A 12,239-nucleotide genomic window follows, 5' to 3' on the forward strand; every position below is an offset into this window, starting at 1 on the left:
CTGTCAGTGTTTCAGACGGCCTCCGGCGTAGTTGCCGGGGCTCCGGTGCGCTTGCGCAGGCGGGCTTTTTTCCGTATCCGCCCTTCGCCCGAACTGAAACTTTATTACCCGCGTCCAACCCTGCCGCCGTATGCGTGCCGGCAGGCCATCGGCTTCTCCATGTTTGTCAAACCATTAATACTGATTTTTAACCTTTTTTCAGAAAATTCTCTTTGATTCATACGGCCATTTTAATATCGCACATTCATTACCCGTTACCGTTCCTTTCAGCGCAAGCTCCGTCTTTCAACGCAGGCAGGGCTTGATTTTGACCGCCGGCAGCCTCTCCGGGGCGGGGAAACACACCGGGCTGTGCCCGATATGCACTTCGGGCATGAAAATCTATTACGAAGTTTTCCTACAGAAAACCGCCGCCTGCCCTGAGGCAGGCTCATGCAGACACGCGGAAACACCGTCTCACAAGATTTTTGTTTCAAATTTTTAAGGGAATCATGATGGAAATATATTTCAAAACCGCCCTGGTGTTCACCCATTTCATTCTGGCGGGCATCGTATTGACCAAAGTGCTGCACACCGATTTTCTGTTGTTGAAAAACTATACCTCTCCCCTGGATAAGGATTTGATCCAACAAATCAAACAGGCCAAGCAGGTGGCATTGTGGGGGCTGTTGGGGCTGGCGGCCACAGGCATTGCGCTGGTGGTTTACGGCATACTCACCAGCCCGGGTTATTTAAACAACCCCAAGCTGTGGGTGAAATTTATCTGCGTGGGCGTGTTGGCAGCCAACGGTTTTCTGGTGCACCGGCTCGCCCGTCATGTGCAGGAAAAAACCGTGCTGGCCGACTTCCCCTACGGGCTTTCGGTGCAGATTTCGATTGTGGGCGCAATCAGTTCGGCAAGCTGGATTTTCGCCTGCTGGCTGGGCATTGCCCGCTCTTGGAACAGGGTGCTGCCGTTTTCAGAAGTGTTGGGGCATTACGGCCTGGTGTTGCTGGCGGCCGTGTGCGCCAGCATGCTGGTGAATATCCGCTTTGTGCAACAGCGGCAATATCATGAAGGCTGACCCGTTTTCAGACGGCCTGCATATTGCCCGCAACCGCTGCAAAACACCTTAAGGCCGTCTGAAAGGCCTTGATGCCGCCACTCCCGCGCGGGCGGAAACTCAGATAAAAAATATTGGAGTATGGATGAAAAAATTCTGAAATGCTGAATATCCGGCTTCCCGCGCAGGCGGGCGCAGCGGCAAATAAAACTTCTTGTGGTGTTTTTTTGAATTTTGCAAAGGTTTCGGCGGCCGCCTCTGAATAGGCGTCTGCCCCGATAACGGCGGCAGGTTCCCGCCCTTAGTTTGCATTTGTGGCCGGTGTGCATTGAAACGGCGCTGCCGCACCGCTGCAAACAGCGTCTCCAAGCCGCAGCCTCGCAGTTTTCCGCCCGGCTTTTCAGAATGGCTTTTCAGACGGCCTAGAGCCGGAGCAAGCCGATTCAAGGTTTGTGCTGCCGCGCCGGTGCTGCGGTTGGTTGTCTGAATGTGCCATTGCCGCCGGCGCACAGCATATGGGCGGCCGCCCTGCCCCGCTCTGCCCGCTGCGGCAGATGCTGTTTCAGACGGCCTACGGCTGCTTGCGCGCATCGCGCGAAGCCTGCCAGGCGGCATCCAGGCGTTGGCCTGCTGCCTGCAATGTAGTGTCGGCCTGTGCTTTTTTGGCGGTTTCTTCCTGCAACTCTCCCTGCATTTTCTCTATATCGGCCTGCGCCTGTTTGATGCGCCGCTGAGCGGATGCAATATCCGATTGCAGCGAGGCAATGCGGCGGCTGCTGCCGTTTTGCACCTTTAAGGCAGCCTGATAGGCAGCGCGTGCGCTGAACAACTCATCGGCAACCGTGTCGGCCAGCGCCGGCGGCGCAAGCAGCAAAACGGCAAGAGCGGCTTTTTTCATTGGAATTTCCTTATGCTTGAAACGCTGCCGCCGGATGGCGGCAAAGCGGGTTGGATGGGCAATCCACTAAAATCAATATTCACGCTTGATTTGCGGGTATGCTTCGAGGCCGTCTGAAAAGCTGCTTCTGAAACACTGCTCATGATGAAACAGCGGCGCAGATGCAGCGGAAACGGCGCAAACGGGCAAGTTGCAAAGCAAGGTTCACAAGCTCTCTCTGCGCTTTCGGCCGATGTCGGCCGCAGCAGTAAACAACACATCGGTGGAAGAATTCAGCGCGGTTTCGGCAGAATCCTGCACCACGCCGATAATAAAGCCTACTGCCACCACCTGCATGGCCACATCGTGGGAAATGCCGAACAGGCTGCACGCCAGCGGTATCAGCAACAATGAACCGCCCGCCACGCCGGAAGCACCGGCCGCACTCACGGTGGCAACCAGGCTCAACAGCAGCGCGGTGGCAAAGTCGATTTGGATGCCTTGAGTGTGCGCAGCGGCCATGGCCAGCACGGTAATGGTGATTGCCGCGCCCGCCATGTTTACCGTGGCACCCAGCGGAATCGAAATCGAATAAGTGTCTTCATGCAGGCCGAGCTTTTTCGCCAGCGCCATATTCACGGGAATATTGGCGGCGGAAGAGCGGGTGAAAAATGCAGTAACACCGCTCTCGCGCAGGCAGGTGAACACCAGCGGGTAAGGATTACTGCGGATTTGCGTCCACACAATCACCGGGTTTACCACCAGCGCGATAAACAGCATACAGCCCAGCAGCACGGCCAACAGGCGTGCGTAGCCGACCAATGCTCCGAAACCCGTTTCGGCAACGGTGGCCGCCACCAAACCGAAAATACCCAAAGGCGCAAAGCGGATAACCCATTTCACTATCCTCGACACCGATTCGGCCAAATCGGCAACCATGATACGGGTGTTTTCCGAGGCATGGCGCAACGCAAAACCGAGCACAACCGCCCAAGCCAGAATGCCGATATAGTTGGCATTGGCAACCGCAGCCACAGGGTTGGCCACCAAATTCATCAATAGGGTTTTCAACACTTCCACAATGCCGGAGGGCGGTGCGGTATCCACATTGCCAGCATTGACCAACGCGATTTCGGTGGGAAACACAAAACCGGCAACCACGGCACTCAATGCCGCCAAAAACGTTCCTACCGCATAAAGCAGGATAATCGGCTTGATATGCGCTTCACTGCCTTTTTGATGCTGGGAAATGGCCGCCGTTACCAACACAAATACCAGCACCGGCGCCACCGCCTTGAGCGCGCCCACAAACAAACTGCCCAACAGGCCGGCCGCCATGCCCGCCGAAGGCGACAGCCACGCCAGCAACATACCCAAAACCAGCCCTGCCACAATCTGCTGCACCAAACTGATGCGGTTTACGGCATCTATCACGGGATTTCCGCTTGCCATGATTCGTCCTCTTAATAAACGTTCAGAAAGGCAGATATTCTAAAATAAAACCCTTTCACAAACTATGCCCGTAAAAATACGGCATAAAAACCTGTAAATATGCTTATTTTAAAAATAAAATTTTAATTTCTTGAGAAATATTCCATTTAAACCGATATTCTGAAAGCCAAAGTAAAACAAAACGCCAAACCCAACCGCCTGCACAATGCAGGCAACCATACGGCAATCAATTCAATTTTCAGCGTTATCCGGCAGGGATGCCTTCTGTCGACAACAGTGGAAACAATGCTAAAATTGCAGCCCGGCCACAGGCTCGTTTTCCAACCTGCGCGAACCTTATGAAAAAATACACCGCCACCCTGCTGCTTTCCACGCTTTCACTTGCCTGCACACAGGCATTTGCAGCCTACCCTGCGCCCGAAGATTATGTGCCGATAAAAAAAACCGAGAAAAAAACCGCCGAGGCGGCCGGCGGAAAACTGCCGGTGAAATATCCGGTGGAAATCCGCACCGACAATAAAGAAGTGAAAACCATGCTCGAAGAATACCTGCCGCTGATTGTCCAGCAGCAGGAAGAGGAACTCGACAGTGAGCAGGCCGGCTTTTTGGCCGAAGAAGCGCCCGGCAACGTGCAAACCATGCTCCAAACCAAAGGCTATTTCAACGGCAGAGTAACGGTTGCCCCCCAAGGCAGCGGTTACACGGTGGATGTCAGCCCCGGAATACGCACCCGAATCGACAATGTGGGCGTAGCCATTGTGGGCGATGTGCTGCAAGATGCCGATTTGGCGCAATACTACAAAAACGCGATGGAAAACTGGCAGCTCCCCGTGGGCAGCCATTTCGACCAAAGCCTGTGGAGCAGCAGCAAAACTTCGGTGCTCTCAGCGGTTACCCGCAAAAAATACCCGCTGGCCAAGCTCTCGCAAACCCAAGCCACCATCAACCCCGACACCCACACCGCCGATTTAAACGTGCTGGTGGAAAGCGAGCGGCCCATTTATTTCGGCGATATCCACATCAGCGGCACCCAACGCTATCCCGAAAGCGTGGTGCGCGGCATGGCGCAGTTCCAACCCGGCTCGCCCTATGATTTGGACCAGCTGCTCGACTACCAGCAGGCGCTCGAGCAAGACGGCCACTATTCAGGCGCATCGGTGCAGGCCGATTTCGGCAATATGCAGGGCGACCGCGTGCCGGTGATGGTGTCGGTAGAAGAAATGAAACGGCACAAATTCGAAGCCGGCCTGCGCTATGATTCCGAATACGGCTTCGGCGGCCGCCTCGGCTACGATTACTACAATCTCTTCAACCGCGGCTATGTCGGCTCGCTGGTGGTCGATGCCGACAAATACGAAACCACATTGGCCGCCGGCATCAGCCAGCCGCGCAAGAGCAACGGCCATTATCTCACCAGCAACGTATCCTACACCCGCTCCACCACCCAAAACCTTGAGAAACACGCCGTAAGCAGCGGCATTTGGCGGGTGCGCGACCGCAACCACATTGAATCGCGCATCGGCATCGAATTTCTCACCGAAAGCAGCCGCGTGCCCGAAACCGATTACGATTTGGGCCGCAGCCACGCCACCATGCTCACCGCCTCGTGGAAGCGGCAGGAAATCGAAACCGCCCTGCGCCCTGAAAACGGCTATTATTTGGACGGCAAAATCGGCGCCACTTTAGGCTCTCTGCTTTCTTCCACCGCCATTGCGCGCGCGCGCGCCGGCGCGGGCTATTATTTCACGCCCGAAAACAAAAAAATCGGCACTTTTATCGCACGCGGCCAAATCGGCTATGTGTATGCCAAAGAAAACAAACAAGTGCCCTCTTCGCTGCAGTTCCGCACCGGCGGCGCCACTTCCATCCGCGGCTACGAGCTCGACAGCATCGGCTTGGCCGGCCCCAACGGCTCCGTGCTGCCCGAACGTGCATTAGCCGTGGTCAGCCTCGAATACCAATATCCGATTAATCGCAGCTTTTCTGCCGCCGTGTTTCACGATATGGGCGATGCCGCGCCCAACTTCAAAAAGATGACGATCAAACACGGCACGGGTGTCGGCGTCCGCTGGTTCAGCCCCGTGGCTCCTTTTTCATTCGATATTGCCTACGGCCACCACGATAAAAAACTGCGCTGGCACATCAGCCTGGGCACACGTTTCTGAAATATCTCCCGGCACACAGCCAGGCCGTCTGAAAACAAAAAGGCCGTCTGAAAAACCCGCCGCATACTTTTCAGACGGCCTTGTGCCCGAACATACGCCGCACCGGCAACCCGAAAAACTGCGGGCGGCAAGCAGTATGCAATACGGCAAAACAGACTGATGCCGCCATTATTTTAAAGCGGGGCAGCCGCGCCGCCGTGATTTCGTTTTACCGTAAAGCGGCACCAGCGCGCGCGGCAAACGCTGCGCCGCCAACATGAAGGAAGTTTTTTGATGAACCGACCCTCCGACAGCCCCGCGCTTTCCGAAACGGCAGCCGCTCCCGAAACAGGCAAACCGCCCGAACACGGGCCGTCTGAAAAAAAACCTGAAAAAAGCCTGTGGCGGCGGATGCTGCGGGCGTTTTTTCTGGTTTTACTGCTGTCGTTTGCAGCCGTTGCCGGCGCGGCGGTGTGGCTGGCCGGCACCGAATCGGGGCTGCGTTACGGCCTGTATAACATTCCCTCGTGGTTCGGCGCGAACATCAGCTCGAAAACCCTGCAAGGCACGCTGTGGAGCGGTTTTCACGGCGAGGGCTGGCGCGTGGAAACCGAAGGTGCCGACATCGGCATCAGCCGCTTTTCTTTCAGCTGGAATCCGCGCCAACTCGCGCAACGCAAACTGCACATCCGCCACCTGATTGCGGGCGACATTCAAATCGTTACCAAACCCGTGCCGCCGTCTGAAAAAAAACCGGCATCCGGCCTGCCCGAAAGCGTGAGCCTGCCCGTTGCAGTGGCGCTCGACAAACTCGAAACGGGCAAAATCAGCATCGGCTCCCGCGCCGACCGCCAAACCGTTTACCTCAACCGGCTCAGCGCATCGTATGTTTACAACCACCAACTGCACAGCCTGAAACTGGCCGATCTGCAAACCCCGTGGAACAACGCCTCGGGCAGTGCCACCCTCGGCGTAAAAAGCCCGTTTTCCCTCAATGCCGCCATTTACGGGCAGGGCGAACTGGATGGGCAGTATATCGATGCCCAAACCCACCTGTGGGGCAGCCTGCGCGATGTGGAAACCGATATCCGCATCGATGGCGGAAAAATACGCCTGCACGCCGAATCGGTGCTGCATCCGTTTGCCGCCAAACTCAACGACAAAATCAAACTGGTGCAGATAAAAGGCTTCAACATCAACCCGCAGGCATTTTTATCTTCCCTGCCCAAATCGCTGCTCGAATTCGATGCCACCGTTGTGCCTTCGTTTGAGAAAGGGCTCTCGCTCGAAGGCTCCATCGATCTGGCCAACCACAACGCAGCCGCTGCCGACGCCGGCGGTATTCCCGTGCGCGAGCTGGCAGGCCGCTTCACCATCAACGAAAACGGCCTGATTGATATTCAGGATATCGCCGTGAAGCTGATGCACAAAGGCACGGTAAACATTGCCGGCAACATCGACACCGCCAAACAGCAGCTCGCGCTGGCCGCCGCCCTGCGCAATATCCGCGCCGCTGATGCCGTAGAGCAGCAGCTGAGCGGCAGCCTCAACGGTACCCTCACCCTCGGCGGTGCGTTCAGCAATCTGGAAACCGGCTGGAATTTAAACACCGGCAACACCCTTTCAGACGGCCTGATCCAAATGCACACCGATGCGGCAAACGGCCAGCAGACCATCTTGTTCAAACACGCCCGCATCCGCCCGGAAAAAGGCGGCGAAATCAATGCCGAAGGCTCGCTGGAACTGTTTCAAAAGCAAATCTTAAAGTTGGCCGTTACCGGCAAAAACTTCAACCCTGCCAAACTCAACACACAGTTTCCCGAAGGCAATATCAACGGCACCGCCAACCTCCACGGCGAAATCACCAACCAAAAATACAGCGGCAAAATGCAGTTCGGCCCCAGCACCCTATCCGGCATCGGCCTGCGCGGCAATGCCGATGTGCTTTATGAAAACGGACATCTCGCCCGTGCCGCCGCCGACATTCTTTTGGGCAGCAACAGCATCAAAGCAAACGGCAGCTTCGGCAAAAAAGGCGACCGTCTCCATATCGACATCAACGCCCCCGATTTGAGCCGCTTCGGCTTCGGCATGGCCGGCCTTCTCACCGCCAAAGGCTACATCGCCGGCGAACCCAAACAACTCGAAGCCGACCTGGCCGGCCGGGCGCGCAACCTGCGCATCAGCGGCATAGCGCAGGCCGACTCGCTCGACTTCAAACTCAAAGGCTCGCCCGACTACAGCCGCCCCCTGAATATCGAGCTCAAAGGCAGCCGCATCAGCGCGGGCGGCACCGTGATTGACGCGGTCAACCTGTTTGTTAACGGCACCGGCCGCAGCCACCGCATCCACGGCAGCAGCAGCCTGGCACTCGAAGGCAAACCCTACAAACTCGAAATCGATGCCAACGGCGGCTTGGACGACAAACAGCAATGGAAAGGTACTCTCAGCACGCTCGACATCGGCGGCGCATTCAACCTCAAGCTGCAAAACCGCATCAGCCTTGAAGCCGGGGTCCAACGTGTGGCGCTGAGTGCTGCCCGCTGGAGCGCGATGGGCGGCAGCCTCAACATGGAAAATTTTGCGTGGGACAAAAAAAACGGCATCACCACCAAAGGCCGTGCCGACAACCTGCACATGGCGCAGCTGCACAATTTCTACACCCCGCCGGTGCAGCATAATCTCGTACTCTCCGGCGACTGGGATTTATCTTACAGCCGCAATGCACGCGGCTATCTCAACATCCGCCGTCAAAGCGGCGATATCGAGCTGCCCTACCGCAAACAGATGCTGGGTTTGGCCTCCCTCGCGCTCAATACACGCCTCCAAAACGGCCGCATCGACAGCACACTCAACGGTGTTACCGGCTACGGCAAGATAGACGGCAGCCTGACCATCAGCCAGCAATTCGGCAGCGACATCAAACTTGCACCGATAAACGGCAGAATCAGCATCAGCGCGCCCAATCTCGAAACCTTCCGCAACTTTCTGCCCGTGGGACAAAGCCTGCGCGGCAACCTGCTCGGCACGGCAACCATAGACGGCCGCATCGGCCAACCGCAGTTTAACGGCAAGCTCAACGGCAACAATCTTTATTACCGCAATCAGGATTTGGGCCTGATTCTCGATAACGGCATTTTGCGCTCGCGTCTGCAAGGCCAGAGCTGGATTATCGACCACCTGCGTTTTCACCGGGGCGGCACTGTCGAGCTCAAAGGCACGGTCGGCCTGAACAACGCCGAGCCCGATGTCGATGTAGATTTGGCATTCAACCGCTACAGCGCGCTCGACAAACCCAACCGCCGCCTCACCCTCAGCGGCAACGCCAAAATGCGCTACACCGAAACCGGCGGCGTTACCCTAAACGGCACACTCCAAGCCGATTCCGGCCACTTCGGCTTCCAGAAATCGTCTATGCCCGCACTCGATGACGATGTGGTGGTGTTGGGGCAGCCCGAAAAAGCCCCCGCCAGCCCCACCCCCATCAGCATGGATTTGGTGCTTGATCTCAACAACAGCCTGCGCTTCAGCGGCGAAGGGCTGGACGTTACCCTCGGCGGCCGGCTCAGGCTCACTGCCAAACCCGGCGAAACCGTGCAGGGCGTAGGCACCGTAACCGTGGTGAAAGGCCGCTATAAAGCCTACGGCCAGGATCTCGACATCACCAAAGGCCACATCTCGTTTGTCGGCCCGCTCTCCGACCCCAACCTCAATATCCGTGCCGAACGCCGCCTTTCACCCGTAGGCGCGGGCGTGGAAGTGCTCGGCAGCCTCAACAGCCCGCGCGTTTCGCTGGTAGCCGATGAAGCCATGAGTGAAAAAGACAAACTCTCGTGGCTGATTCTCAACCGTGCCAGCAGCGGCAGCGATGGCGATGAAGCCGCCCTTTCCGCCGCCGCCGGCGCATTTTTGGCCGGACGCGTCAACGATAAACTCGGCCTGGTAGACGATTTCGGCTTCACCAGCAAACGCAGCCGCAATGCCCAAACCGGCGAGCTCAACCCCGCCGAGCAGGTGCTCACGGTAGGCAAGCAGCTCACCAACAACCTGTATATGGGCTACGAATACGGCGTGGGCAGTGCCGAGCAGTCGGTCAAACTCGTTTACCAACTCTCCCGCACCCTGCAGGCCGTTGCCCGGGTCGGCAATGTATCATGGGGAGGCGAGATGAAATACAGCATCCGTTTCGATTAGGCAGGCATCGGCCAAAAAGCCATACAGGCCGTCTGAAAAGCTTTTTCAGACGGCCTGATTTTTAGTGCAGGACAGTCGCCAAACCCGTGTGCCAACTCTCCCGTACCCTGCAGGCCGTTACCCAGGTCGGCAACGTATCATGGGGTGGCGAGATGGAATACAGCATCCGTTTCGATTAGGCAGGCATCGGCCAAAAAGCCATACAGGCCGTCTGAAAAACCTTTTCAGACGGCCTGATTTTTAGCGCAGGGCAGTCGCCAAACCCGTGTGCCAACTCTCCCGCACCCTGCAGGCCGTTGCCCGGGTCGGCAACGTATCATGGGGCAGCGAGATGGAATACAGCATCCGTTTCGATTAAGGGGCATGGTTAAAACAGCCGAGGCCGTCTGAAAACCTTTTCAGACGGCCTTCCCGCTTTCGCCGGCAGCATGGGCATATCGGAAAGCCTGCTTTTATTTTGCCCAAGCCTTTCCCGTGTGTTGGTGATACACAGCGAATCCGCTTTATTTCAGCTGCGGCGTTGCTGCATCGTGGCTCGAAGTGAGCGGCTTACCGGCGTTCGGGCGGCAACAGAATCACTATATTGCCTGCAAGCCCGCTATACTTCCGTTCCCACAACCCGAACCATACATACTGAATGTTGATAAAACTATGGACAGTACGCCCTGCCGGTGATTTTGCCATTCTCCAAAAGCAAGGTGTTTATACGGCAGATGAGCGCTATGTAATGCCTGAGAGAATGGAGGCGTATCAATGGATGTCTCAGCGTTTGGCTGAAAAAACACCTGCCCCGGCAGGTGCCCGCTTCCCGTTGTGGGCTTGGTATCATGCTCACGGGAGCAAACGGCCGAAGCCGGACTTGAGAAAAAGAGGACATTTTCAGCAAGGTGAAAAAGGAGTCCGCATTGAATTTGGGGCTGTCCTAGATAACTAGAACAAATCCTGCTTTACTAATTGTTTTAAAATAGAAATTTGAAATTTTATCTCACTGTTGTTAAAACGCCATTCACACTCTTTCAAATACAGTTCAAAATGCTCTTTGGGAATGCCGTTAAACTTGCGTAAATGGCGTTTTGCTTGGTTCCAAAAGTTCTCAATTCCGTTAATGTGATTTTGTCGCTCAGCAAAATGTGTGCTGTGATTGATCCGAAAATGTGAAAATTCGCTCACATCAAGAACGTCATAACTTTTGTAACAATCGGTATAAACAATGCTGTCAGGCTTCACTTGCTCGCGGATAATTGGCAATAAAGTCGCAGTTTGTGTATTGGGTACGGCAACGGTGTAAACCTTACCATTACGCTTCAAAAGCCCGAATACAGCCACTTTGCCAGCCGCACCGCGACCACGTTTGCCTTTGCGTTGTCCGCCAAAATAGCTTTCATCAACTTCTACTTCACCATCAAGCATTTCCAGATGCGGGCTGTTGTGATAGATAAGTAAGCGCAAACGGTGGAAGTAATAGGCAGCGGTATTTTTATTGACGCTAACTAATTGCGCCGCTGTGCGGGCGGTAACACCTGCAACAAATAGTTCAATCAGTTTGTTTTGCTTGTACTGACTTAAACGACTTTTTCTCATAGGGATTATTCTAACCTGAAGTTAAATTTCCCTAGTTATCTAGTACAGCCCCTTGAATTTTGATGCCTGATACTGATGTTCTGCTGAGCAGCTTTGAGGGTTGGCATGCTGTTTTAAATAATCACTTTTTTCTTTGGACGACCAAGAATACGAACACCATGAAAATATGGAAAACAAGCTTTCTGCTGCGGATCTGCAACAAGCCAAAGAAAAAAGTTGGTTGAGAATTTTTGATTTGAATCTGATCCCGAACCCGGCTATATATGAAATACAAGCCGTATTTTGGCAACTTGACCCGGCATCGGTTGTTAAAGCAGACTGTTTTACCGCCCGTTAAATGCCGACAAACCGGCCAAAGAAGCGGCAACCGCCGCAAGATGCGGCGGCCGTCTGAAAATCACTTCGGCCTGCGGAATGTATCGTGGCAGGATTTGCAGCTTGCGCCCACATTGTTATAGGCGGTTTTAACGGCTTCGAGATTGCCGGTTTGCGCCTGTTCGTTCAATTCATCCACTGCGGCGTGGAATTTTTCCTGCTCGGCTTTAAAGGCATCGGGGTTTTCCCACGTTACCGGCAATGTGTCGCCGTCGCCCTGTTCGTCTTTATGGAAATGTTCAAACGGCTTTTTGCTCTCTTGGGCAAACGCAGCGGCGGCGGTTTTGAATGTTTCCACGTTGTAAACCTCATCGCCGTTCACCATTTTGCCCATGCTGCTGAAATTGGGCATCATCGCTTTGAAAGCGGTGGTGCGCGCTTCCGACACCGGCCCTTTGGGTACATCAGGCTCCCCGGCGCAGGCGGCAAGGATAAGCGCGGCAGAGAGCGCGGGAATCAATTTGGTTTTCATGCGGGCGTTTCCTTATATTGCTATGGTTGTTATGGTTCCGCTATCATACCCGAAACCGCACGGCGGCGGGTGTTTTCTAAACAGCGTGCAAAACCGTTTGA

The 12,239-nt window shown here is 55.2% G+C and carries 10 protein-coding genes; 5 read left to right on the top strand and 5 right to left on the bottom strand.

Annotated elements, in window-relative coordinates; translation table 11 throughout:
• Positions 1–491: 491 nt before the first annotated feature.
• On the top strand, positions 492–1,064 hold the full coding sequence (locus H7A79_RS11465; protein ID WP_135034032.1) for a hypothetical protein: 573 nt from the start codon (positions 492–494) through the stop codon (positions 1,062–1,064).
• 99 nt (positions 1,065–1,163) lie between these two features.
• On the opposite strand, the gene H7A79_RS11470 is transcribed toward H7A79_RS11465, so the two are convergent.
• From H7A79_RS11470 to sstT, 3 genes are all read right to left on the bottom strand, one after another.
• Positions 1,164–1,490 (bottom strand): hypothetical protein, encoded by a 327-nt coding sequence (locus H7A79_RS11470; protein ID WP_187000315.1) that lies wholly within the window; start codon positions 1,488–1,490, stop codon positions 1,164–1,166.
• A 124-nt stretch (positions 1,491–1,614) separates the two neighbouring features.
• Positions 1,615–1,941: a hypothetical protein gene (locus H7A79_RS11475; protein WP_187000316.1), complete on the bottom strand. Its 327-nt coding sequence runs from the start codon at positions 1,939–1,941 to the stop codon at positions 1,615–1,617.
• 204 nt (positions 1,942–2,145) lie between these two features.
• Positions 2,146–3,372 (bottom strand): serine/threonine transporter SstT, encoded by a 1,227-nt coding sequence (gene sstT, locus H7A79_RS11480; RefSeq protein ID WP_187000317.1) that lies wholly within the window; start codon positions 3,370–3,372, stop codon positions 2,146–2,148.
• A gap of 338 nt (positions 3,373–3,710) precedes the next feature.
• On the opposite strand from sstT, the gene H7A79_RS11485 reads away from it, so the two are divergent.
• The 3 genes from H7A79_RS11485 (at position 3,711) to H7A79_RS11495 (ending at position 10,644) form a co-directional block, all read left to right on the top strand.
• Complete coding sequence (locus H7A79_RS11485) at positions 3,711–5,537, top strand: autotransporter assembly complex protein TamA (protein WP_187000318.1); 1,827 nt, start codon at positions 3,711–3,713, stop codon at positions 5,535–5,537.
• A gap of 273 nt (positions 5,538–5,810) precedes the next feature.
• Positions 5,811–9,710, top strand: coding sequence for a translocation/assembly module TamB domain-containing protein (locus H7A79_RS11490; protein WP_187000319.1), 3,900 nt, complete (start codon positions 5,811–5,813; stop codon positions 9,708–9,710).
• Positions 9,711–10,347: 637 nt separating this feature from the next.
• Positions 10,348–10,644, top strand: coding sequence for a DUF3841 domain-containing protein (locus H7A79_RS11495; protein WP_187000320.1), 297 nt, complete (start codon positions 10,348–10,350; stop codon positions 10,642–10,644).
• On the opposite strand, the gene H7A79_RS11500 is transcribed toward H7A79_RS11495, so the two are convergent.
• Positions 10,641–11,291, bottom strand: a complete 651-nt coding sequence (locus H7A79_RS11500) for an IS1595 family transposase (RefSeq protein ID WP_186999880.1) — start codon at positions 11,289–11,291, stop codon at positions 10,641–10,643. The two genes, H7A79_RS11495 and H7A79_RS11500, sit on opposite strands and share 4 nt — an antisense overlap.
• Positions 11,292–11,424: 133 nt before the next feature.
• Here H7A79_RS11500 and H7A79_RS11505 point away from each other — a divergent pair, with 133 nt between their 5' ends.
• Positions 11,425–11,628: a hypothetical protein gene (locus tag H7A79_RS11505; protein ID WP_187000321.1), complete on the top strand. Its 204-nt coding sequence runs from the start codon at positions 11,425–11,427 to the stop codon at positions 11,626–11,628.
• Between the two features lie 60 nt (positions 11,629–11,688).
• Here H7A79_RS11505 and H7A79_RS11510 read toward each other — a convergent pair whose 3' ends face one another.
• On the bottom strand, positions 11,689–12,138 hold the full coding sequence (locus H7A79_RS11510) for a c-type cytochrome (protein WP_187000322.1): 450 nt from the start codon (positions 12,136–12,138) through the stop codon (positions 11,689–11,691).
• Positions 12,139–12,239: the final 101 nt, after the last annotated feature.

Origin of the sequence: Neisseria musculi, from assembly GCF_014297595.2 — a bacterium.
Classification (GTDB): domain Bacteria; phylum Pseudomonadota; class Gammaproteobacteria; order Burkholderiales; family Neisseriaceae; genus Neisseria; species Neisseria musculi.